The organism is Streptomyces sp. NPDC029216 (genome assembly GCF_040648015.1).
Lineage (GTDB): Bacteria > Actinomycetota > Actinomycetes > Streptomycetales > Streptomycetaceae > Streptomyces.
In genome coordinates this window covers 1-22,430 of sequence record NZ_JBEZWL010000015.1, presented here as the reverse complement: position 1 = coordinate 22,430, position 22,430 = coordinate 1, and the positions used below count along the sequence as shown (strand labels likewise).

Here is a 22,430-nt window from a genome sequence, read left to right as displayed (position 1 = left end):
ACGCCGAGACGAGAGCAGCGCGCAGCGATCTGACGCGCCCCACGAACCCGGAGAACCATCCCATCGTCCTCAGCTGCGGATATCAGCCCCAGACGACCGCCGGACGCCGAGACGAGAGCAGCGCGCAGCGATCTGACGCGCCCCACGAACCCGGAGAACCATCCCATCGTCCTCAGCTGCGGATATCAGCCCCAGACGGCCGCCGGACGCCGAGACGAGAGCAGCGCGTAGCGATCTGCAGCGGCCCCTGGTCCCGAATCAGGATCTGAAGGAGCCGGATGCCCGGTCTGCCGGCCCCGGCCCGCCCGCCTGCTCGCTGAGGGAGCCGATTCGTCAATGAACAACCGTCCCGTTCCTTTGGGGGTTTCCCGGCAGTCTTCGGCTTTTCGTGGCGGGGCGGTCTGTCAAGGGTGGCCGAAGGCCATCGCGAAGCGACGCGACCGAAGGGAGCGCCCTTGACGGGCCGTCCCGCCACGGAAGGACGATGAGACTGACGGGAAAGCCCCAACCCCTCCCTGAGACCGCCCCACCGAAACCCGGACCTCCTGGACCTCCTCTCCCCCCCAAGCCCTCACTCCCCCCGCAGCCCCTTCCTCCAAGGCCACCGCAGCTTCGGCCTCTCCCCCGTAGGGCAGTACGCGTACTTCCACCCCTTCTGCAGGCCCAGCCGCTTCGTATACCCCGACGGCACCCGCTCGTACAGCAGCACCGTCGGCGGCCCGCCGTCCGCCGCCGGGACCGGGATCTCGTACCACTTCGGCGGGTGGCCCGTCGGGCCCAGGAGGATCGGGAGGACCCGGCCGTCCATCGGGCCGCCCTCGAAGGGGGTCGGTTCGCTTCTCACCCCACCAGTGTCACAGCAGGTGGGCGGCTTCGGAGACCACGGGGATCACGCGTCGGGCGAGGAGGCCCGCCGGGCCGTCCGCGTGTTCCAGGGTGAGGGCCGCGCGGGCGGCGGAGGCCGTTTCGGGGTCCGTGGCGGCGGTGGCGGTCAGGAGGGCGATGAACTGGTCGACCAGCCAGTCCCGGAGGGTGCCGGCGTCCGGCTGTTTGCCCTCGTCCAGCCAGATCAGGGAGGCCGCCTCGACCGCCGTGATCCAGGTGCGGACCATCATCCGCAGCCGGGGTCCGGGCCCCGGGGCCGGGACCTCCAGGTGGAGGAGGATCTGCTCGGCGGCCGCGCGGCGGATGCCGTCGACCGTGGCGGTGGTGCGGGAGGTCTCCACGACGCTGCCGCCCTGGAGGAGGGCGGCGAAGCCGGCGTCGTGTTCGTCGACGAAGGCCAGGTAGCGGTCGAGGACCCGGGACAGGCGGCCCGTGAGCGGGCCGGTCCGGGGTTCGGCGAAGCAGAGTTCGAGGACGTCCGCCGCCGAGCGCAGGGCGGCCTCGTACAGCTGCTGTTTGCCGCCCGGGAAGTAGCGGTAGACCAGCGGCCGCGAGACCCCCGCGGCCTCCGCGACGTCGTCGAGGGAGATCTCTTCCGGCGCCCGGTGCGCGAACAGCGACAGGGCCGCGTCGAGGAGTTGGGCTCGCCGCTCCTCGACGCTCAGTCGGCGGTAGGCACGTACGGTGCGTACGGCGCGTACGGTCATGTCCGCAGCGTAGACGTCCGGTGCGGCTCGCGGGGCGCTTACGCGAGGAGGCCCGAGCTCTTCCACAGGCGCCGGCCCGCCCCTCGCAGGACGCCGATGTCGTCGAGGAAGTCGGTGAGCCGCTTGGCTCCGGTCTGCATGACCTCCCGGCGGTGTCCGCTCGCCTTGACCTGGGCGACGGCCTCGCGCCGGTCGAGGCCGACGTTGTCGTAGACGGCCGGGTTCACGAAGGCGAGGGAGAAGACGCGGGCGGCCTCGCCGCAGCTGATCCGGGTGAGCTCGCGCTCCCAGCGCGGGGCGGTGAGCATCTGGCGGCGCAGCTCCTCGCGGGCGTAGCGGACGTGCCGGGCCTCCTCGATGACGTGGATGCGGGTCACTCCGCGGACCAGGGGCTGGATGCGCTCGTCGGGGAAGGTCAGGCGCTGCATCCAGTCGAGGATCTCCTCGCCGAGGAGGGTGCAGGCGAAGGAGCCGGGGGTGGTGGAGACGGTCTTCAGGATGCGGGCGAGGTTGTGGTTGGCGCGGGAGACCGGGTAGGCGGGGGCGCCGCCCGTCTGGATCATGCGGGGCGAACATCATCGAGTGGCGGCACTCGTCGGCGATCTCGGTGAGGGCGTAGCGGACGTGATTGCTGGTCAGCGGCTTGTCGTAGATGTGCCGGACGAGCAGCTGCATGAGGATGATCTCGAACCAGATGCCGAGCGAGGCGAGGGCGGCGGCCTCGTGGCGGGAGAGTTCGATGCGCTGCTCCTCCCCCATCTTCTTCCACAGCGGGGTGTCGTAGAGGGAGAGCAGCTCGGGCGGCCAGTAGTACTTCCCGTCGATCGGCGGGGCCTCCCAGTCGAGTTCCGCGTCGGGGTCGAAGGAGTGCTTGGCGGAGGATTCGAGGAGGCGTTCGGCGATCTGCTCGCGGTCCTTGAGGAGGCCGAGGGCATCCCTCAGCGCGGCTCGCTGCGTCACGGTCGTCATGGCTTCGGGCCCCTCGGCGGTCGGGTTACCAGCGGTCAGCTCTTATAAGACTGCTTGTCAGCAAGGCCGTCAATCCCTCGCGCGCGACTTGTTGACCCCGTGTCTACCAACGTGTGACGCTGCCAACTGTCCAGTCCTGTACGGCAGTACGGCAGCACGTGAGACGAGGAGGCGTCAGTGTCGACGCACGAGCTCTACACCACGGCCCCGGGCGAGGGCGTCTGGCAGATCCCCGCCACCGGCGCAGCCCGCTTCAGCTGGGAGTACGACGAGGGCCGCGAACGCCTCCTCGCGCTCTACCAGAAGGGCAAGGACAAGCAGTGGGACGGCGCCAAGCGCATCGACTGGGACATCGAGGTGGACCCGTACGACCCGCTGGGCACCCCCGACGAGGTGCAGACCCTCTACGGCACCCGGCACTGGGCCAAGCTGACCGAACGGGACAAGGGCGACCTGCGCCGCCACTACGCCGCCTGGAACTTCAGCCAGTTCCTGCACGGCGAGCAGGGCGCGATGGTGTGCGCGGCGCGCATCGTGGAGTCCGTGCCGGACCTGGACGCCAAGTTCTACTCCGCCACCCAGACCATGGACGAGGCCCGGCACGCCGAGATCTTCACGCGCTTCCTGCACGAGAAGGTCGGGATGCTCTACCCGGTCAACGACAGCCTCCAGGGGCTGCTCGGCGACACCCTGCGCGACTCCCGCTGGGACATGCCGTACCTGGGCATGCAGGTGCTCATCGAGGGGCTGGCGCTGGCCGCGTTCGGGATGATCCGCGATACGACGGACAAGCCGCTGCCCAAGCAGATCCTCGCGTACGTGATGCAGGACGAGGCCCGGCACGTGGCCTTCGGACGGATGGCCCTGCGCGACTACTACCGCCAGCTGACGGACGCCGAGCTGCGCGAGCGCGAGGAGTTCGTCATCGAGGGCTGCTACCTGATGCGGGACCGGCTGCGCGGGGTGGAGGTGCTGGAGAACTTCGGCATCCCGCGGCGGGAGGCGGAGGAGTTCTCCGAGCAGTCGGAGTTCCTGCACCTGTTCCGCAGGCTGCTGTTCAGCCGGATCGTGCCGTGCGTGAAGGACATCGGGCTGTGGGGCGAGCGGCTGCAGAAGGCGTACCTGGACATGGGCGTCTTCGAGATGGGCGACTCCAACCTCGACCTGCTGATGACCCAGGACGAGGAGATCGCCGAGGCCCTCGACCGCGAGCGCTTCGCGGACGAGGAGCGGGAGCGGGTGGCGGAGGTGGAGGCGGCCATCCGGGAGGGCCGGGGGTAGGGGTAACCGGGCAGAGGGGTAGCCGGGCAGGGGGCTCAGGCCGGCCACACGACGACGGGCCCGGCTTCAGCGACGGGGCAGCGCCGCCTCCATCACCGCCCGGGCGATCGGGGCCGCCGCGCCGTTGCCGCTGATGTCCCCGCGCACCGCCGAGGCGTCCTCGACCACCACCGCCACCGCCACCGCGGGCTGCGGCGCACCCTCCGCGGCCGCCCAGCCGATGAACCAGGCGTACGGGGTCCCGGCGTTGCCCACCCCGTGCTGCGCGGTGCCGGTCTTGCCGCCGACCCGCGCACCCGGGACCGCCGCGTTGCGCCCGGTGCCCTCCTCCACCACCTTCACCATCAGCTCCTGCAGCCTCAGGGCCGTACCCGGGCTCATGGCCCGGCCCAGGGTGCGCGGGCCGGAGCGCCGGACCAGGGCGCCGTCCCGGCGGGTCGTACGGTCCACCAGATAGGGGGTCTGGATCTCGCCGCCGTTGGCCACCGCCGCCGCCACCATCGCCATCTGCAAGGGCGTGGCCTTGGTGTTGAACTGCCCGATCGAGGACAGCGCCAGCTGGTCCGGGCTCATGTCGGTGTCGAAGTTTGACCGGGACACCCACGAGGGCACCCGCAGCTCCTCGTCGTTGAAGCCGAACCGGCCCGCCGCCGCCACCATCCCGCGCAGCCCCACCTGCACCCCGATCTTGGCCATCACCGTGTTGCAGGACCACTGCACCGCCTCCGCCATCGAGGCGTCCTCGCAGCCCGTGCCCGCGTTCGGCAGCAGGGTGCTGGTGCCGGGGAGGGGATACGGGTCCGGGGTCCGGGTGGGGGCGTCCACGTCGGTGACCACCCCCGCGTCCAGGGCGGCGGCCGCCGTCACGATCTTGAAGGTGGAGCCCGGCGGATAGGTCTCGCGCAGCGCCCGGTTGAGCATCGGCTTGGCGGGGTCCGCGTTCAGCCGCGCCCAGGCCGCCTTGACCTTCGTACCGGTGCCGGAGAGCAGGCCCGGGTCGTACGAGGGGCTGCTGACCAGGGCCAGGATCCGCCCAGTCGCCGGCTCCAGCGCGGCCACCGCCCCGCGCTTGCCGCCGAGCCCCCGGTACGCGGCCCGCTGCACGGCGGCGCGCAGGGTGGTGGCGGCGTCACCGCCGTCGGGGCGGCCGCGCGAGAGGTCGTACCAGAGGGGGAACGCGGAGAGCCCCGGGTCGGTGCCGGAGAGGACGGCGTCCTCGGCGCGCTCGGCGAAGCTGGTCCCGTACGTCTGGGAGGAGAAGCCGGTGACGGGCGCGTAGAGGGGGCCGTCCGTGTAGGTCCGCTCGTAGCGCAGCAGCTGGCCGCTGTCACGGGAGCCGGTGACGGGGCGGCCGTCGACGAGGAGGTTGCCGCGCGGCTGGGCGTAGCGCTCGATGGCGGGGCGCTTGTTGGCCGGGTTCGCCCCGTAGGCGGCGGACTCCCAGACCTGCACGCGGGCCACGTTGACGAGGAGGGCGGCGAGGAGCAGGAGGCAGAAGTAGGCGCACCAGCGGATGTAGCGGATCATCCGGCGGCTCCGGGGTGGATGGGTGGGGGTGGGGGTGGGGGTCCTGGGGCTGCCGCGCCGTGGGGGGCGGCTTCATGGCGCCGCCCCGGTGCCGCGGGCGCTGTCGCTGAGCCGGACCAGCAGCGCGACGATGATCCAGTTGGTGACGACGGAGGAGCCGCCCTGGGCCAGGAAGGGCATGGCCATGCCGGTGAGCGGGATCAGGCCGGTGACGCCGCCCGCGATGACGAAGACCTGGAGCGCGACGATCGAGGCCAGCCCGGTGGCGAGCAGCCGCCCGAAGGGGTCGCGGAGCGCGAGGCCGGCGCGGAAGCCGCGGGAGACGAGGAGCCCGTAGAGGATCAGGAGGGCGGTCAGTCCGACGAGGCCGAGCTCCTCGCCCGCGGTGGCGAGGACGAAGTCCGATTTGGCGGCGAAGCCGATGAGGAAGGAGTGGCCGTGGCCGAGGCCGGCGCCGAGGAGCCCGCCGGCGGCGAAGGCGAAGAGGGACTGGGCGAGCTGGCCGGGGCCCTCGCCGCGCTCGATGGAGGCGAAAGGATTCATCCAGTCCTGGACGCGGCTGTGGACGTGCGGTTCCAGGGTGCCGACGGCGTACGCGCCGAGGGCGGCGAGCAGCAGCCCGACGGCGATCCAGCCGATCCGGCCGGTGGCGGTGAACAGCATGATCACGAAGAGGCCGAAGAAGAGGAGCGAGGTGCCGAGGTCCCGCTCCAGGACGAGCACCCCCACGCTGAGCAGCCAGATCGTGAGGATCGGCCCGAGGACGCGGCCGGGCAGGAGGCGGAGTTTCCACAAGAGCCGGCGGCCCGTGAGGGCGAGGGCGGTGCGGTTGGCGGCCAGGTAGGAGGCGAAGAAGACGGCGAGCAGGATCTTGGCGAACTCACCGGGCTGGAAGGAGAGCCCGGCGAAGCGGATCCAGATGTGGGCGCCGTTGACGGCCGGGAAGAACACGGGGACGAGCATCAGCGCGAGGGCGGCGGTGACGGAGAGGTAGGCGTACCGCTGGAGCACGCGGTGGTCGCGCAGCCCGACGACCACCAGGGCGAACAGCCCCACCCCGAGCCCCGACCACCGCAGCTGGTCCCCCGCCCCGGCCTCGCCCGGCGTGGCGAGGTCGAGCCGCTCGATGAGCACGAGGCCGAGGCCGTTGAGCAGGACGGCGATGGGGAGCAGGAGCGGATCGGCGTACGGGGCCCGGATGCGCACGGCGAGGTGCGCGAGCAGCGCGGCGACGGCCAGCCCGGCGGCGTAGCGGGCGGTCGGGGTCGGCACGCCGGCGGCGAGGCCCACGTAGGCGTGCCCCATGACGGAGATCAGCACGGCTCCGGCGAGGAGGGTCAGCTCGATGCCGCGGCGCTTGGGGGCGCGGGCGCCGGGGGGTGGGGGCGGTGCGGGCTCGGGCTCCGTCACCTTCGCCGTCAGGGCTGGCGGGGGCGGGGGCGGCGGCATACGGGAAACGTAGCAAGCCAGACGCCCCTATGTCCGGTTATGCCATAGTCTGCCGAAGAGTCGTCAGAAACGGTCGGAATCGCCACGACCGGGAGCCGAAGCCGGAGCGAAGCCTTATGGGACCTGTGGAATTCATCGTCCTCGCCTTCCCGGAGGAACAGCTCCGGGTCCCGGCGGTCGAAGCCGTGATGGGACTGCGCAAGACCGGGGTGGTGCGCCTCATCGACGGCCTCGTCACGACGAAGACGGCGGCGGGGGAGGTCCTGGCGGCGGAGTTCGACGAGTTCGTGGAGCTGCGCGGCCTCCTGGCGGGCCGTGATGTGGCCCGGCTGATCGGCCCGGAGGACGTGCGGGAGGCGGCGGAGCTCCTGGACCGGGGCAGCTGTGCGCTGCTGCTGGTCGTGGAACACGTATGGGCGCAGGACGCGGCGGTGGCGGTACGGGCGGCGGGCGGGCGGATCGTGGGCTCGGTCCGGATCCCGGCGGAGCGGGTGGAGGTGGCCTGATGTTCGTTGTGCCGGCGGATCGGGTGGCCGAGCTGGTGGAGGTGGTCTGATGTTCATCCGGCCTGTGAACGTGACGGTGGCGGCGGCGCACCGGCCGCCGGGCCACCCCCTGCTGCGCGGTCTGCTGCGCAGGGCCGCGGGGGCGGCGGAGTGGTCCCAGGAGGTGGACGCGGGCGAGGGGAGGGACGAGGGCTGGGGTGAGGAGCTGGGCGAGAGCCCGGAGGAGGCTCTGGCGGAGGCCTTCGCGGAGGACGAGGCCGAGGCCCTGGCCGAGGCGGCGGGCCGGGCGGGCAGGGCGGGAGCGGCGGGGATGGCGGGCCTGGCGGAGGCTGCGGACGAGGCCGACGCGATGGCGAGACCGGCCGGCTGGCCACCCCCGGAGCAGCCCGGGCAGCCACCCCGCGCCCCACAGCCGTCCCAGCAGCACGGGATCCTGGTGTCGGAGCTCACCCAACTGGCCGACCTGGCCCGGGAGGGCCTCCTGACCCCGGAGGAGTTCACGCGGGCCAAGGCGCGGCTGCTGGAGGGGTGAGGGGGGTTGGGCGGGGTCGGGGGTGGGCGGGGTTTCGGTGGGGCGGTCTCAGAGAGGGGTTGGGGTTTTCCCGTCAGTCTCATCGTCCTTCCGTGGCGGGACGGCCTGTCAAGGGCGCTCCTTCGTCGCGTCGCTTCGCGATCGCCTGCGGCGACCCTTGACAGACCGCCCCGCCACGAAACGACAAAGACTGCCGGGAAAACCCCAAAGAAACGGGACGGTTGTTCATTGACCATCCGGCTCCCTCAGCGATCAGACGAGCAGACCGGGTCCGCCTCGCCGGGCATCCGGCCCCTCCAGATCCTGATCCGGGCCCAGGGGCAACCCACGCCCCAGATCGCTACGCGCTGCCCAGATTTCGGCGTCCGCCGCCCGTCTGAGGCCGATACCCGCACCCAAGGACGATCAGGAGGGTCTCCGGATTCCCCTTGCGCGCCAGATCGCTACGCGCTCCTCTTTGCCCAGCGTCCGACGGCCGTCCTGGGCCGGGATGACGTCCCTGTCGTCCTGTGGTGCAGGTACAAGCCCAAGACGGCCGCCGGACGCCGAGAAATGGGGAGCGCGTAGCGATCTGATGCGCCTGGCGGGCCCGGAGGACGATTTCATCGTCCTTGGGTGCGGGTATCGGCCCCAGACGGTCGCCGGACGCCGAAATACGGGCAGCGCGTAGCGATCTGGGGCGTCGGGCGGCCCCTGGCCCCGAATCAGGGGTCTGGAGGGGCCGTATGCCCGGTCTGCCGGGCCCGGTCTGCTCGCCTCATCCCTGAGGGAGCCGGATGGTCAATGAACAACCGTCCCGTTCTTTTGGGGTTTTCCCGGCAGTCTTCGTTTTTCCGTGGCGGGACGGTCTGTCAAGGGTCGCCGCAGGCGATCGCGAAGCGACGCGACGAAGGAGCGCCCTTGACAGGCCGGCCCGACGCGGAAGGACGATGAGACTGACGGGAAAACCCCAACCCTTCTCTGAGACCGCCCAGCTGAAACCCCGCCACCCCCCGACCCCGCCCCACCCCCCACCCCCGGAGCCCCCATGCCCCCCGCCCCGCAACTCCCCGCCCCCCTCGTCGCCCCCGACTGGCTGGCCCGACACCACGCCCAGGTCGTCGTGTTCGACGCCTCCGTCGGGGCGCACCGGGGTGCCGCCGGGCGGATTGCCGGGGCGCGGCCCTTCGATCTGGACGGGGTGCTGTCCGACCACACCGCCCCCGCCCCGCACACCATGCCCACGGCGGAGGCGTTCGAGGAGGCCCTGCGGGGGCTCGGGGTCCACGACGGTGACACCGTGGTCGTGTACGACGCCGCCGGGGTCTACTCCAGTGCCCGCGCCTGGTGGATGCTGCGCGCCATGGGCTTCGACCGTGCCGCCGTGCTGGACGGCGGGCTGCCCGCCTGGGCCGCCGCCGGGCTCCCCGTCGAGGACCGCCCCGCCGCGTACGACGGGCCGCGCGGATCCTTCACCGCCCGGCCGCGCCCGGGGCTGCTCGTGGACGCCGACGCCGTCGCCGCGGCCCTGGCCGACCCGGCCGCCGCCGTGCTCGACGCCCGGACCCGGGAGCGGTTCGCCGGTACCGCCCCGGAGCCCCGGCCGGGGCTGCGCGGCGGGCACATGCCGGGCGCGCTGAACCTGCCGTTCGGCGCGCTCCAGGGGCCGGACGGGCTGATGCGGCCGGCCGGGGAACTCCGCGCGGCCTTCGAGGCGTTGGCGGGGGAGCGGGAGCGGCTCTACTTCAGCTGCGGTTCCGGGGTCACGGCCTGCGTGCTCGCGCTGGGGGCGACCCTGGCCGGGTACGGGGAGACCGCGGTGTACGACGGCTCGTGGAGCGAGTGGGGCATGCCCTCGGAGCGCCCGGTGGTGACCGGGGGCTGAGCCGGCGCCCGGCGCGGCGGCGGCGGGGGTGGGGTTAACTACACCCCCGCTTGGGATGCCTGCACCCGCGCGCCGTCGTCCCCCGCCCGGCAGACTCGTCGGCATGGCACCTCACACCACGTCAACCCGCCTCGCCGCCACCGCTCTCGGGGCCGCCCTGCTGCTGTCCGGATGCGCCCTGACGGAGGTGGGCCCGGTGAAGACCGCCGACGCCGACGCCACCGTCACGGAGGCGGTCACGGCGGTGGAGCTGACCGGTGTCCGCAGGGGTGACGTCGAGGTCACCCCGGGCTCCGGCCCCGGGGTGACGGTCCGCCGGGTGGTCCACTACCGGGGCGGCGGCGAGCCCGCCCCCGGGCAGCGGGTGTCGGGCGGGGTGCTGACCTTCAGCGACGGCTGCGACGACGACTGCTGGATCGACTACCGCCTGGAGGTCCCGGCGGCGGCCAGGGTGCGGATCGGCAGCAGCAGCGGCGACATCACGGTGACGGGCGTCGCCCGGGCCGACCTGACCTCGGAGTCCGGCGACGTGCGGGCCGAGCGGATCTCGGGGCCGGTGAAGGTCCGTACGGCCTCGGGCCGGATCACCGCCGCCGGTCTGGAAGGGGCCGAGGCCGAGTTCCGGGCCAGCTCCGGGGACGTCGAGGCCGGCTTCGCGAAGGCCCCGGCCTCGGTGTCCGTCACCACCAGCTCCGGCGACGTCCGCGTGACGGCCCCGCAGGCTCCGTACGCGCTGTCCCTCTCCACCGCCTCCGGGACCCGCGAGGTCGCCCTGAACGACAGCCCGGGCGCCTCCTCGCGCATGACGGTCCGTACGTCCTCGGGCGACATCCGCCTCTCGGCGTCCCAGGGCTGACGGCGCGTCGTACGCCTGTCGTGGCGTCGTGGGCTACGCCGACCGCGGCAGGTCTGTTCGCCCCCGGCGAACGGCGGTTGGGGAACATTGCCGGACGCAGAAGCATTGAGTCGGCATAGCTCAACTTCACTGCCGGAGGGAAGATCATGGCTTCGACGTCCGTACCGCTCACCCTGCCCGTGCTGCCGCTCGACGACGAGGTCGTGCTGCCCGGGATGGTCGTCCCGCTGGACCTGTCCGACGCCGAGGTGCGCGGAGCCGTCGAGGCCGCGCAGGCGGCGCGCGGGAGCGGGAAGCCCCGGGTGCTGCTCGTGCCGCGGGTCGACGGGAAGTACGCCGGGATCGGTGTGCTGGGGACCGTCGAGCAGGTGGGGCGGCTCTCCGACGGCGATCCCGGGGCGCTGATCCGCGGACGCGGGCGCGTCCGGATCGGCGCCGGGACCACCGGGCCCGGGGCGGCGCTCTGGGTCGAGGGGGAGACCGTCGACGAGAAGGTGCCCGACCCGCTGCCCGGGGCGGTCGCCGAGCTCGTCAAGGAGTACAAGGCCCTCGCCACCAGCTGGCTCAAGAAGCGCGGCGCCTGGCAGGTCGTGGACCGGGTGCAGCAGATCGAGGGGGTTTCGGCGCTGGCCGACAACTCCGGGTACTCGCCGTTCCTGAGCGTGGCCCAGAAGGTGGAGCTGCTGGAGACCATCGACCCGGTCGCCCGGCTGCGGCTCGCCGTCAAGGCGCTCAGCGACCACCTCGCCGAGCAGGACGTCGCCGAGTCCATCGCCAAGGACGTCCAGGACGGCGTGGAGAAGCAGCAGCGCGAGTTCCTGCTGCGCCGCCAGCTGGAGGCCGTCCGCAAGGAGCTGCGCGAGCTGGGCGGGGAGAAGGAGGGCGAGGAGTCCGACGACTACCGCGCCCGCGTCGAGGCCGCCGACCTGCCCGAGAAGGTCCGCGAGGCCGCGCTCAAGGAGGTCGACAAGCTGGAGCGGGCCAGTGACCAGAGCCCCGAGGGCTCCTGGATCCGCACCTGGCTGGACACCGTCCTGGAGCTCCCCTGGAACGAGCACACCGAGGACGCGTACGACATCCAGGGCGCGCGGGCCGTGCTCGACGCCGAGCACGCCGGGCTGAACGACGTGAAGGACCGCATCACCGAGTACCTCGCCGTGCGCAAGCGGCGCGGCGAGCGGGGGATGGGCGTCATCGGCGGGCGGCGCGGCGGTGCCGTCCTGGCGCTGGTCGGGCCCCCCGGAGTCGGCAAGACCTCGCTCGGGGAGAGCGTGGCCCACGCCATGGGACGGAAGTTCGTGCGCGTGGCCCTCGGCGGCGTGCGGGACGAGGCCGAGATCCGCGGCCACCGGCGGACGTACGTGGGAGCCCTGCCCGGCCGGATCGTGCGGGCGATCAAGGAGGCCGGGTCGATGAACCCGGTCGTGCTCCTCGACGAGATCGACAAGGTCGGCTCCGACTTCCGCGGCGACCCGGCCGCGGCCCTGCTGGAGGTCCTGGACCCGGCGCAGAACCACACCTTCCGCGACCACTACCTGGAGGTCGAGCTCGACCTGAGCGACGTGGTCTTCCTGGCCACGGCGAACGTCCTGGAGGCCATCCCCGAGGCCCTGGCCGACCGGATGGAGCTCGTCCGCCTCGACGGCTACACCGAGGACGAGAAGGTCGTCATCGCCCGCGACCACCTGCTGCCCCGCCAGCTGGAGCGCGCCGGGCTGACCGCCGAGGAGGTGGTCCTGGGCGAGGACGCCCTGCGCAGGCTCGCGGGGGAGTACACCCGCGAGGCGGGCGTGCGCACCCTGGAGCGGTCCATCGCGCGGCTGCTGCGCAAGGTGGCCTCGCAGCACGAACTGGGCGAGCGGGAGTTCCCGTTCACCATCGGCGCGGGCGAGCTGCGCGGCCTGATCGGCCGCCCGCACCACGTGCCCGAGTCCGCCCAGGACCCGGCGGAGCGGCGGACGGCCGTCCCGGGCGTGGCCACCGGCCTCGCCGTGACCGGCGCCGGCGGCGACGTGCTCTTCGTCGAGGCCTCCCTGGCCGACCCGGAGACGGGCGCAGCCGGGCTGACCCTGACCGGGCAGCTGGGCGACGTCATGAAGGAGTCGGCGCAGATCGCGCTCAGCTTCCTGCGCTCGCACGGCGCGGAGCTGGAGCTCCCGGTCGCCGACCTGAAGGACCGGGGCGTGCACATCCACTTCCCGGCGGGCGCCGTCCCCAAGGACGGCCCGAGCGCGGGCATCACCATGACCACCGCGCTGGCCTCCCTGCTCTCCGGCCGCCAGGTCCGCACGGACGTGGCCATGACCGGTGAGGTCTCGCTGACCGGGCGGGTGCTGCCCATCGGCGGGGTCAAGCAGAAGCTGCTCGCCGCGCACCGGGCCGGACTGACCACCGTGATCATCCCCAAGCGCAACGAGGCCGACCTGGACGACGTGCCCAGCGAGGTGCTGGAGGGGCTGGAGGTGCACCCGGTGACCGACGTGCGCCAGGTGCTGGAGCTCGCCCTCGCCCCGGCGGCGATCTCCTTCACCAAGGCCGCCTGACCAGTACGGCAGCATCGCCGGAGGCCCGCAGCCCCCCATCGGCGGGGCCCCGGGCCTCCGGCACGCGCCCTGCGAAATACTGGACTCGTACAGGGGTGCCAGGCTCGCACCCCACCATCGAGGGGAGCGGCACGTGCACGGCAGCGAAGACCAGGAGTTCCTCGCTCTGGAGCGGGAGCTGTCCGTCTTCCTCCGGCGCGCCCGGGCCTCCTCGGGCGAGATGGCCCGCGCCCTGCACCCGGAGCTGGAGCCCGCCGCGTACGGGCTGCTCGTCCGGCTGGAGGCCGCCGGCCGCCAGCGGGCCACCGAGCTGGCCGCCTACTTCGGCGTCGGCAAGGCCACCATGAGCCGCCAGCTGCGCGCCCTGGAGGTCCTGGGCCTGGTGGCCCGCGAGCCGGACCCCGCCGACGGCCGCGCCTTCCTCGTCGGCCTCACCGACGAGGGCCGCGAGCGGTTCCTGCGCGTACGGGGGGCCCGCCGCGAGCAGTACATGCGCAAGCTGGCCGACTGGGACCGCGGCGAGGTCGCCGAGCTGGCCCGGCTGCTCAACCAGCTGAACTCCGGCGAGGAGTAGCGGGCCCCGGCGGGAGCGGGGGCCTCACAGCTCCGCGTACACCGCCGAGGCGTCGTCGTGCCGCTTGTGCCGGGCCGGCAGGTGCAGCTGATCGGACTCGATGGCCCGGACCCGCCCGATCAGCCCCCGCGGCCCCTCGTGGCGCAGCACGTCCAGGCAGGCCGCCCAGTCGCCCTGCCCGAACGTGTCCGTCCACCGGCTCGCCCCGTCCGTCAGCGCGGCCAGCGCCCCCACCCGGTGGCGCGGGGTGCGCCCGGTGACCGCCCGGGCCGCGACGGACGGGTCCGCGGCCGCCGTGAAGAAGCCCCCGTCGGCGTTGCGCAGCGCGTCCGTCTCCGCCACCGAGCCGCGCACCCCGGGTGGGATCCGGTCCAGCCGGTCGTCGCGCACCGCCGTGACCTCGCCGCCGGGCGTCCGCAGCAGGAGCACGGAGTCCGAGAGCACGAGGTGCTCCACGCAGGCCTCGTCCCAGCGGGCGATCACCACCGTCGCCTGCGGGGTGCGGACGTGAGAAAGGTCACAGGTGTCACGGTGGGTGTCGGCGGTGTCCTCGATGGCCCGCGCCAGGATCCGGTCGAGGGGCATGTCCCGCCGCGATCCGGACAGTTCGGTCAATCGGCCACCCAGCCGGGTGGAGAACCAGGGCACTCCGTGCGAACAGCCGTCGTTCCCGCGGGGCGGAGTGACCCCGTCCAGGACGACCACAACACCCCCTCCCGCCGCAGGTGTCGACGCCGACACCCAGTCCTCGTTGGGGCGTTCCGCACTGCCGGGGGCCGAGGCGAGGTCGATGCGCATGCGGACATTCTGCCCACCGGAGCACCCGGGGGCCGATCAGGTCCGTACCAGCGGCGGAAGGGGTACTCCCGGTAAATGTGGGCGGGCATATTGCCAAAGCCCGCCTCGATCTTTCAACCACCCGTCCACGGAGGGCCTCTGGCAGGCCGTGCCCGAGTTGGTCGGCCACTCCTCCGTGATGTTCACTCCTTCGAGTGGCCGGGTGGGCGATGTGCGGCTCTCCTCCCAACACACTGCGAAGGTCTGAGGCGGTACGAGGGGGCAGGGGGCGTTTACTTGTTGACCGGCCGTTACCTCGGCCACACGAGTAGACGAGCACGACCTCACGTACAGGATTGCGAGCACCGGTGCAGAAAAAGCGGTCTCGGAAGAACGGCACCGCCAGCGCCGACGGACCCGCCAACGCAGGACGACGCGTACGCGTCCGCAGCAGGCTGGTGGTCGGAGTAGCAGTCGCCGGACTCACTGTCCTCGCGGCCGGCACCCCCGCCGTTGTCTCCGCATCGAGGGAACTGAACGACTCCCAGCGACTCGTCACCCTCGCCGAGCAGACACAGCACGCCCTCACCCTCGTCCACCTCCTCGGCGACGAGCGCGACGCCGTCGTCGAGTACGTGGCCAAGGGCCGGCCCGGCAACGCCAAGGCACCCGTCGACGAGCGCACCACGCGCACCGACCGGCAGCTGGCCGAACTCCGCCCGGAGGCCGACGAGGACCTCGCCCGCGCCCTCGGCCGCATCAAGGCCGTCCGCGCCGAGGCCCTCGACGGCAAGGGCACCGCCGTGGCCGCACAGCAGGCCTACGCCGGCGTCATCACCGAACTCCTCGCGCCCGGCGACCGGCTCGCCGAGCTCACCCCGCCGCGCGCCGAGGCCGCACTCGCCGTCACCCGCCCCATGGCCCCGCTGGGCCAGGCCGTGGACCAGGCCTCCGCCACCCGCGGCCTGCTGCTCGCCTCGCTGGCCGTCCCCCGCGCCGAACAGCCCCCGAACAGTGCCGTCGCCGACGAGCTCAGCGCCGCGGCGCAGCGCTCCCGCGTCCGCGAACAGGCCGCCCTCGACGACTTCACGCGGGCCGCCCGCCCCGATGTACGGCAGACCCTCGCCGCCACCGTCACCGGCCCGGAGGTCAAGACCGCCGAGGACCAGCTCAAGCGGCTCACCGAGCGCCCCACGCTGACCCCCGCCGAACGCAAGGCCACCGAGCCGGGCGCCGTCGCCTCGGCGCTCACCGCCCGGATCGACCGCATGCGCTCCGTCGAGGCCACCCTCGCTGGCCAGCGGGCCACCGCCCTCGCCACCCTGCGCGACGACGACGTGACCCGCCTGGAGCTGATGGTCGCCGCACTCGGCGTCCTCTTCCTCTTCGTCATCGGCTTCTCCACCGGAGTCGCCCGCTCCCTGACCCGGCCCCTGTCCGTACTGCGCCGCGGTGCCGAACGGCTCGCGACGCCCGAGGGCTCCCAGGAGCCCGTGCGCTTCACCGGCCGCAACGACGAGTTCGCCGAGGTGGTCCGCCACCTCAACGCGGTCCGCGACCAGACCGTCGCCCTGCACACCAAGATCGCCGGCATGGACGCCGACCGGACCCGGCTCATCGGCCGCAACGAGGCCCTCTCCTCCGGCCGCGAGGCCCTGCAGAAGGAGCTGGCCTCCAGCCGCGAGGAACTGGAGCAGGAGCTCGTCTCCAGCCGCCAGGAACTGGAGAAGGAGCTCGCCGAGCTGCGCGCGGGGCTGGAGGAGCACCGCCGCATCATGTCGACCACCTCGGTCTCCCTCTCGTTGCGCACCCTCGGCCTGGTCGAACGCCAGCTCGCGGTCATCGAGGAGCTGGAGTCCAAGGAAGGCGACCCGGACCGCCTCGCCACCCTCTTCAAGCTGGACCACCTCGCCACGGTCATGCGCCGCCACAACGAGAACCTGCTGGTCCTCGCCGGGCAGGAGCACGGCCACGGGCAGAGCCTGCCGGTGCCGCTGGTCGACGTCATGCGCGCCGCCGTCAGTGAGATCGAGCGCTACGAGCGCGTCGACCTCACCACCCTGCCCTCCTACACCCAGGTCGCCGGGCACGCCGCCGACGACATCTCGCACGTCGTCGCCGAGCTCCTGGAGAACGCCACCACCTTCTCGCCGCCGGAAGCCAAGGTGAAGGTCTCCGGCCTGATCACCGACGCCGGCGACGTGGTGCTGTCCGTCGTCGACGAGGGCATCGGCGTCACCGGGGACCGGCTCGACTCCCTGAACTCCCGCCTCTCCACCCCCGAGGCCTACGACGAGGAGCCCGAGGCCGAACACGGCCTGGGCCTCGGCCTGTACGTCGCCGGACGGCTCGCGGCGCGCCACGGCGTCACCGCCGAGCTGCGCACCGCCGCCCACGGCGGCACCGAGGCCCTGGTCGTCATCCCGGCCGCGCTGCTGCCGGACGCCCCGCCGGCCTCCCCGGTCCACAGCCTGGGCGCCTCGGGCGTGCCCGCGCTCCAGCTGCCCGGCGTGGTCGCCGAGGCGAACGAGCACACCCTCCCGCCGCGGCTGCGGGTGCCCGCGGCGGGCACGCCGGCCCCCGGCGAGGCCGCCAAGGTGGTCACCCTGGCCGAGGCCTTCGACGCCGAGTCCGACGACACCGCCGAGCCCGACGCGAACGCCGCCGACACGGCCGACACCGCCGAGCACGAGGCCATAGGGGCCGAGGATGCCTCGGGCCACGACGCCGAGGCTGCCGAAGCCGGAGCCGACACGGTCGAGGCTGCCGAAGCCGGAGCCGACGAGCACGGGGCCGCCGCGCCTGAGGCGGTCGGTGCCGAGTCCGAGGACGGTGACGCCGAGACCGACGGGGGCGACTCCTTCGACGCCGCCTCCCTGGTGGCCGAGGCCTTCGGGGCCGGAGCCTTCGACGCCCCCGCCGCACACGGCCGCGCGCAGTCCGCGCCCGTGACCTTCGAGGACGCCCAGCTGCCCCCGGCCGACCAGGTCTTCACCGCCCCGGCACCGGACGCCGCCGCACCGCAGCCCCCCGTGGCCGACCCGGCCGGGGAGCCCGCGGCCGCCGACGAGGACCAGCCGGCCCGCGTGGTGACCCTCGCCGAGGCGTTCGAGCCCGAGGCGGACACCTCCGCCGCGCCGGCGCCCGACACCGAGACACCCGCCGAGGAACCGCAGGCCCGGGTCGTGCCCGAGCCGACGGCCGGCTCCGAGGAGGCGGCGCCGCCGCCCGCGGAGCAGGTCTTCACGGTGCCCGCCCCCGCCGCGGAGGCGCCGGGCGGGGCCGGTCCCGAGGAGGAACTCCTCGCCCGGATCGTGGCCGACGCCGATGCGGACGCCTTCACGGTGACCGACCCCGCACAGGGGGACGCCGCCGGGGAGGCAGGCACCGCGCCCGGTGGCCCCGTACGCAAGGCACGGCTGCCGCGCCGCGAACAGGCCGACGCCGACCAGGGCGGACACCGGCGGGCGCCCGACGCGGAGGGCGGCTTCGTCCCCCGCCAGGGCAGCCACCCCGAGCCCGGCACCGAAGCCGTCACCGTCAAGGGGCTCCCCAAGCGCACCCCGCGCGCCGTGGCCGCCCCCGGCGCCGGACGTCCCGCCGCGGCCCGCCCCGAGCCGCGCCGGGTCGACGCCGAGGAACTGCGCCGCCGTCTCGGCGGGTTCTACCAGGGCGCCCAGGACGGACGCCGGGTCGTCGCCGCCGAACTGGCACAGGACCCGGGGGGACCGGGGGCCCGGGAGGCCCACGGGCAGGGACACACCGACCAGGGGGACACCGCACAGGAGGCACGCACATGACCGCGCCCAGTACGTACGGACTGAGCAGCCAGGCCCGCAACCTGCAGTGGCTGCTGACCGACCTGGTGGAGGAGGTGCCCGGGGTCAACTCCGTGGCCGTCGTCTCCTCGGACGGACTGCTGCTGCTCTCCTCCGAGCAGGCACCGGACTCCGGCAAGGCGGACCGGCCCAAGGGCCCCCGCGGGGCCTCGGCCGACCTCGCCACCATCGTGTCCGGGCTCGGCAGCCTCACCACCGGCGCCGCCGCCCTCATGGAGTTCGGCGCGGTCAAGCAGACCATGGTGGCGATGGAGAACGGCTCCGTCTTCGTCATGTCCATCAGCGACGGCTCCCTGCTCGGCGTCCACGCCACGCCCGACTGCGACATGGGCGTCGTCGCCTACCACATGGCCCTGTTCGTCGGCCGCGCCGGCCACGTCCTGACCCCCGAAGTCCGCAGCGAGCTGCGCCAGTCGATGGAGAACACCCCGTGAGGAGTACGGCCTCCGACCGGCTGCCGATACGCGGCGCCGACCGGCGCCCCGCCCGCGTCCGCCCGTACTCCCTCACGGGCGGCCGCACCCGCTTCACCCAGGTCCTGCTGGTGGAGACCTTCGTCGCCACCCTGGACGCCGGACCGGCCAAGACGCCCGACCGGATGCCCGAGATGCGGGCCATCGTCGAGGTGTGCCGGCGCATGCGGACCATCGCCGAGATATCCGCGCTGCTGAAGCTGCCGCTCGGCGTGGTCCGGGTCCTCGTCAGCGACCTCGCCGACCAGGGCCGGATCCGCGTCTACGGCACCGGGCACGGCACCGGCCGCCCCGACCGCGCGCTGCTGGAAAGGGTGCTCGATGGCCTTCGCCGTCTCTGAAGCCGCCTCTGGAGCCGTCTCTGGTCCGGACACCGCGCTCCTGCTGGACGACGAGCCCGTCCAGCCCTGGCAGTACGACCGCTCCCGCGCCCCCGTCGCCGTCAAGGTGCTGGTCGCGGGCGGCTTCGGCGTCGGCAAGACCACCTTCGTGTCCTCCGTCTCCGAGATCACCCCGCTGCGCACCGAGGCGGTGATGACCCAGGCCAGCGTCCCCACCGACGACCTGACCGGGACCCCGGACAAGAACACGACCACCGTCGCCATGGACTTCGGCCGCATCACCCTCGCCGACGACCTCGTGCTGTACGTGTACGGGACCCCGGGCCAGGAGCGGTTCTGGTTCATGTGGGACGACCTGGTGCGCGGCGCCATCGGCGGCCTGGTGCTGGCCGACACGCGCCGGCTGCGGGACTGCTTCCCCGCCCTCGACTACTTCGAGAGCTGCGGGCTGCCGTACGCCGTCGCCGTCAACCACTTCGAGGGATCGAAGTCGTACGAGCCGGAGGACGTACGGGAGGCGCTCACGATCCCGCCGGACGTCCCCGTCGTGATCATGGACGCGCGGCGCCGGGACACGGTCGTCGAGTCCCTGCTGACCCTGGTGGGCCACGCGCTGGACGCCACGCCCGCGTAGTCCGTGCCCGCCGGCCCCTGTAGTCCGTACCGCCCAGATTGAGAACGTGAGATGCGCAGGATACTTGTCGTGGGGGCCGGGCAGTCCGGCCTCCAGCTCGCCCTCGGCCTCCAGGCGAAGGGCTACGAGGTCACCCTCATGTCCAACCGGACGGCGGACGAGATCCGCACCGGGCGGGTCATGTCCACACAGTGCATGTTCCCCACGGCCCTCCAGCACGAGCGCGACCTCCAGCTGAACTTCTGGGAGCGGCAGGCCCCGAAGATCCAGGGCCTCGGCGTCTCCGTCGCCGCCCCCGACGGCGGCCGCGCCGTCGACTGGCTCGGCCGCCTCAGGAACGGCTACGCGCAGTCCGTGGACCAGCGCGTCAAGATGGCCGGCTGGCTCGACGTGTTCGTGCAGCGGGGCGGACAGCTGGTCATCCACGGCGCGTCCGTCGCCGACCTCGACTACTTCTCCCGCGCCTACGAACTGGTGCTCGTCGCCGCCGGCAAGGGCGAGCTCGTCTCGATGTTCGGACGGGACGCGGCACGCTCCCCGTACGACAGCCCCCAGCGCGCGCTGGCTGTCTCGTACGTCCACGGGCTCGCACCGCGCCCCGAACACCCCGAGACCGAGGCCGTGCGCTGCAACCTCGTCCCGGGCGTCGGCGAACTGTTCGTGATGCCGACGCTGACCACGTCGGGGCGGGCGGACATCCTGTTCTGGGAGGGCATCCCGGGCGGGCCGCTGGACGTCTTCCGCGGCGTGAACGACCCGGGCGAGCACCTGGCGCTCACGCTGGAGCTCATGGAGAAGTTCGTCCCGTGGGAGTACGCGCGGGCGAAGAAGGCCGAACTGACGGACGCGGGCGGCACGCTGGCCGGCCGCTACGCGCCCGTCGTGCGCAAGCCCATCGGACGGCTGCCCGGCGGCGGGCTGGTGCTGGGTGTGGCGGACGTGGTCGTCGCGAACGACCCGATCACCGGGCAGGGCGCGAACGCCGCGGCCAAGTGCGCGGCCTCCTACCTCTCGTCGATCCTGATGCACGGGGACAGGCCGTTCGACGAGGCGTGGATGAAGGCCACCTTCGACAAGTACTGGTTCACCACCGGCAAGCCGGTGACCCAGTGGTCCAACGCCATGCTGGGCACCCCGCCGGAGCACGTACTGAACCTGATCGGGGCGGCCGGGCGGTACCAGCAGGTGGCGGATCGATTCGCCAACGGCTTCGACAGCCCGGCCGACTTCGACGCGTACTTCTACGACCCGGAGGACGCCGAGGACTACCTGACGGAGGTCGCCGAGGCGGCCGAGGCCGTTGAGGCGGCCGAGGCCGTTGACGTCGCGGGGTCCTCCTCCGCGTCGTAGCCCGCGTCGTCCCCCGCCGCCGCGGCCTCGGGCAGCGGCGGCGGGGTGAAACGGGCCAGGGGGACGCCGTCCGGGTCCGGGCGGACCGCGCCCAGCAGCGGGTTCGCCGCGATCGGGGAGACCTTCACGGTGGCCCCCGGGCGGGGTGCCTGGATCACCTTGCCGTCCCCGATGTACAGGGCCACGTGCGTGGCCTTCGGGAAGTAGACCACCAGGTCCCCCGGACGCAGCCGCTCCAGCGGAACCCGGGGCAACTGCGCCCACTGCTCCTGGCTGGTGCGGGGGATGGACCGCCCGGCGTGCTCCCACGCCTGCGAGGTCAGCCCGGAGCAGTCGAAGGAGGCCGGTCCCTCGGCCCCCCACACGTACGGCTTGCCGATCTGGGCGGTGGCGTAGCGGAGCGCGGCGCTGCCCTCGGCGGTGGGCGGGGTCGTACGGGCGGGCAGCCGGCCCGAGTCCAGCAGCCGGCGCTGCGCCCCGGCGGTGACGGCCGCCTCCCGCTTCCCGAGCCCGGCGAGCTCGGCGGGGGTCAGCCCGGCCAGCAGCCGTTCGACCTCCTTGAGCCGGCCGGCGACCTCCCGCTGGGCCTCCTTCTGCCGCGCCGCGAGGGCCTGCTGGGCTTCGAGGGCCTTGCGGGCCGCGCCGGCCAGCGCACCCGCCTCCTGCCGGTCCCGCTCCAGCCGCGCCACGACCCCGGCCCGCCGGGCCCCCTCGCGGGCGGCGAGGCGCCGCTGGTCGAGGGCCTGCTGGGGGTCGCCGGAGAGCAGCATGCGGAGGTAGGGGGAGAGGCCGCCGTGGGTGCCCTGGTACTGCTCCCGGGCGAGGCGCCCGGCGGTGGCCCGCTCGGAGTCGAGGACGGAGCGGGCCCGGCCGAGGGCGGTGGTGAGCTTCTCCTCCTCCGCCTGGCGGGCCTTGAGGGCGGCCTCGGCGGCGTTGTAGGTCTCGGTGGCCTCCTCCGCCTTCTGGTACAGCCCCTGCAGCCGGGTGAGCAACTCCCCGACGGGCTCGGCCCGCGCGACGGGCGGGGGCCCGGCGGCGACGAGCACGACGACGAGACAGGCGACGTGCAGCAGTCGTTTTGTCATGTAATCACCTCCGCCGCCTGATGCTGCCACGCGAGCACGCCCCGACCGGCGATCCGGGGCGGCGGGGGAGCGGGGGGTCACTCGGATGGGGGGGCGCTGGGCGGCGGGGCGGGGTCGGGGTCGGGGGGTGGCGGGGTTTCGGCTGGGCGGTCTCGGAGAAGTGCTGGGGGCTTCCCGTCAGTCCCACTGTCCTTCCGTGTCGTGACGGCCTGTCAAGGGCGCTCCCTTCGGTCGCGTC

General features: G+C 73.4%; 18 protein-coding genes and 1 pseudogene. 12 read left to right on the top strand and 7 right to left on the bottom strand.

All coding sequences use genetic code 11. The annotated features are described in order from the left end of the window. Positions 1–571: 571 nt before the first annotated feature. The 3 genes and pseudogenes from AB0F18_RS08730 to AB0F18_RS08720 all read right to left on the bottom strand — a co-directional run bounded on the left by AB0F18_RS08730 (position 572) and on the right by AB0F18_RS08720 (position 2,561). On the bottom strand, positions 572–844 hold the full coding sequence (locus tag AB0F18_RS08730; RefSeq protein ID WP_362056423.1) for a hypothetical protein: 273 nt from the start codon (positions 842–844) through the stop codon (positions 572–574). Between the two features lie 10 nt (positions 845–854). Next, positions 855–1,592, bottom strand: coding sequence for a helix-turn-helix domain-containing protein (locus tag AB0F18_RS08725; RefSeq protein WP_362056421.1), 738 nt, complete (start codon positions 1,590–1,592; stop codon positions 855–857). 38 nt (positions 1,593–1,630) lie between these two features. Then, a pseudogene (locus AB0F18_RS08720) lies at positions 1,631–2,561 on the bottom strand (diiron oxygenase). A 177-nt stretch (positions 2,562–2,738) separates the two neighbouring features. On the opposite strand from AB0F18_RS08720, the gene AB0F18_RS08715 reads away from it, so the two are divergent. Further along, positions 2,739–3,842, top strand: coding sequence for a ferritin-like domain-containing protein (locus AB0F18_RS08715; protein ID WP_362056419.1), 1,104 nt, complete (start codon positions 2,739–2,741; stop codon positions 3,840–3,842). Positions 3,843–3,908: 66 nt separating this feature from the next. On the opposite strand, the gene AB0F18_RS08710 is transcribed toward AB0F18_RS08715, so the two are convergent. Next, entirely contained in the window at positions 3,909–5,369 is a 1,461-nt protein-coding gene (locus tag AB0F18_RS08710) for a penicillin-binding transpeptidase domain-containing protein (protein ID WP_362056417.1), read from the bottom strand. Positions 5,370–5,441: 72 nt separating this feature from the next. Then, positions 5,442–6,818, bottom strand: a complete 1,377-nt coding sequence (locus AB0F18_RS08705; protein WP_362056415.1) for an FtsW/RodA/SpoVE family cell cycle protein — start codon at positions 6,816–6,818, stop codon at positions 5,442–5,444. Positions 6,819–6,934: 116 nt separating this feature from the next. Here AB0F18_RS08705 and AB0F18_RS08700 point away from each other — a divergent pair, with 116 nt between their 5' ends. From AB0F18_RS08700 to AB0F18_RS08675, 6 genes are all read left to right on the top strand, one after another. Then, positions 6,935–7,324 (top strand): DUF6325 family protein, encoded by a 390-nt coding sequence (locus tag AB0F18_RS08700; protein WP_362056413.1) that lies wholly within the window; start codon positions 6,935–6,937, stop codon positions 7,322–7,324. A 49-nt stretch (positions 7,325–7,373) separates the two neighbouring features. Further along, on the top strand, positions 7,374–7,856 hold the full coding sequence (locus AB0F18_RS08695) for an SHOCT domain-containing protein (RefSeq protein WP_362056411.1): 483 nt from the start codon (positions 7,374–7,376) through the stop codon (positions 7,854–7,856). Between the two features lie 1,027 nt (positions 7,857–8,883). After that, positions 8,884–9,720: a sulfurtransferase gene (locus tag AB0F18_RS08690; RefSeq protein WP_362056410.1), complete on the top strand. Its 837-nt coding sequence runs from the start codon at positions 8,884–8,886 to the stop codon at positions 9,718–9,720. A gap of 103 nt (positions 9,721–9,823) precedes the next feature. Further along, positions 9,824–10,576, top strand: a complete 753-nt coding sequence (locus AB0F18_RS08685; protein WP_362056408.1) for a DUF4097 family beta strand repeat-containing protein — start codon at positions 9,824–9,826, stop codon at positions 10,574–10,576. Positions 10,577–10,722: 146 nt separating this feature from the next. After that, entirely contained in the window at positions 10,723–13,119 is a 2,397-nt protein-coding gene (lon, locus tag AB0F18_RS08680) for an endopeptidase La (RefSeq protein ID WP_362056406.1), read from the top strand. Positions 13,120–13,252: 133 nt separating this feature from the next. Beyond that, positions 13,253–13,693, top strand: coding sequence for a MarR family transcriptional regulator (locus AB0F18_RS08675; protein ID WP_045950057.1), 441 nt, complete (start codon positions 13,253–13,255; stop codon positions 13,691–13,693). Between the two features lie 24 nt (positions 13,694–13,717). Here AB0F18_RS08675 and AB0F18_RS08670 read toward each other — a convergent pair whose 3' ends face one another. Then, entirely contained in the window at positions 13,718–14,491 is a 774-nt protein-coding gene (locus tag AB0F18_RS08670) for a hypothetical protein (RefSeq protein ID WP_362056404.1), read from the bottom strand. A gap of 347 nt (positions 14,492–14,838) precedes the next feature. Between AB0F18_RS08670 and AB0F18_RS08665 the strand changes: the two genes are divergently transcribed. The 5 genes from AB0F18_RS08665 to AB0F18_RS08645 are packed head-to-tail and all read left to right on the top strand — an operon-like array spanning position 14,839 to position 21,107. Beyond that, positions 14,839–18,270, top strand: coding sequence for a nitrate- and nitrite sensing domain-containing protein (locus tag AB0F18_RS08665; RefSeq protein ID WP_362056402.1), 3,432 nt, complete (start codon positions 14,839–14,841; stop codon positions 18,268–18,270). Further along, positions 18,267–18,743, top strand: a complete 477-nt coding sequence (locus AB0F18_RS08660) for a roadblock/LC7 domain-containing protein (protein ID WP_362056400.1) — start codon at positions 18,267–18,269, stop codon at positions 18,741–18,743. The genes AB0F18_RS08665 and AB0F18_RS08660 overlap by 4 nt, the downstream gene beginning before the upstream one ends. After that, positions 18,740–19,123, top strand: coding sequence for a DUF742 domain-containing protein (locus AB0F18_RS08655; RefSeq protein ID WP_362056398.1), 384 nt, complete (start codon positions 18,740–18,742; stop codon positions 19,121–19,123). Before AB0F18_RS08660 ends, AB0F18_RS08655 begins: the two co-directional genes overlap by 4 nt. After that, positions 19,104–19,757, top strand: a complete 654-nt coding sequence (locus AB0F18_RS08650) for an ATP/GTP-binding protein (RefSeq protein WP_362056396.1) — start codon at positions 19,104–19,106, stop codon at positions 19,755–19,757. The genes AB0F18_RS08655 and AB0F18_RS08650 overlap by 20 nt, the downstream gene beginning before the upstream one ends. A gap of 51 nt (positions 19,758–19,808) precedes the next feature. After that, positions 19,809–21,107, top strand: coding sequence for a styrene monooxygenase/indole monooxygenase family protein (locus tag AB0F18_RS08645; protein WP_362056394.1), 1,299 nt, complete (start codon positions 19,809–19,811; stop codon positions 21,105–21,107). Here AB0F18_RS08645 and AB0F18_RS08640 read toward each other — a convergent pair. Further along, the gene (locus AB0F18_RS08640) at positions 21,023–22,192 is read right to left on the bottom strand and encodes an NlpC/P60 family protein (RefSeq protein ID WP_362056392.1); all 1,170 of its coding nucleotides are present in this window, start codon (positions 22,190–22,192) and stop codon (positions 21,023–21,025) included. The two genes, AB0F18_RS08645 and AB0F18_RS08640, sit on opposite strands and share 85 nt — an antisense overlap. Between the last annotated feature and the right edge of the window lie 238 nt (positions 22,193–22,430).

Coding starts and splice junctions, on each gene's coding strand:
- AB0F18_RS08700 (WP_362056413.1), top strand. CDS start 6,935: ATGGGACCTGTGGAATTCATCGTCCTCGCCTTCCCGGAGGAACAGCTC.
- AB0F18_RS08645 (WP_362056394.1), top strand. CDS start 19,809: ATGCGCAGGATACTTGTCGTGGGGGCCGGGCAGTCCGGCCTCCAGCTC.
- AB0F18_RS08705 (WP_362056415.1), bottom strand. CDS start 6,818: ATGCCGCCGCCCCCGCCCCCGCCAGCCCTGACGGCGAAGGTGACGGAG.
- AB0F18_RS08685 (WP_362056408.1), top strand. CDS start 9,824: ATGGCACCTCACACCACGTCAACCCGCCTCGCCGCCACCGCTCTCGGG.
- AB0F18_RS08650 (WP_362056396.1), top strand. CDS start 19,104: ATGGCCTTCGCCGTCTCTGAAGCCGCCTCTGGAGCCGTCTCTGGTCCG.
- AB0F18_RS08725 (WP_362056421.1), bottom strand. CDS start 1,592: ATGACCGTACGCGCCGTACGCACCGTACGTGCCTACCGCCGACTGAGC.
- lon (WP_362056406.1), top strand. CDS start 10,723: ATGGCTTCGACGTCCGTACCGCTCACCCTGCCCGTGCTGCCGCTCGAC.
- AB0F18_RS08690 (WP_362056410.1), top strand. CDS start 8,884: ATGCCCCCCGCCCCGCAACTCCCCGCCCCCCTCGTCGCCCCCGACTGG.
- AB0F18_RS08640 (WP_362056392.1), bottom strand. CDS start 22,192: ATGACAAAACGACTGCTGCACGTCGCCTGTCTCGTCGTCGTGCTCGTC.
- AB0F18_RS08695 (WP_362056411.1), top strand. CDS start 7,374: ATGTTCATCCGGCCTGTGAACGTGACGGTGGCGGCGGCGCACCGGCCG.
- AB0F18_RS08660 (WP_362056400.1), top strand. CDS start 18,267: ATGACCGCGCCCAGTACGTACGGACTGAGCAGCCAGGCCCGCAACCTG.
- AB0F18_RS08710 (WP_362056417.1), bottom strand. CDS start 5,369: ATGATCCGCTACATCCGCTGGTGCGCCTACTTCTGCCTCCTGCTCCTC.
- AB0F18_RS08670 (WP_362056404.1), bottom strand. CDS start 14,491: ATGCGCATCGACCTCGCCTCGGCCCCCGGCAGTGCGGAACGCCCCAAC.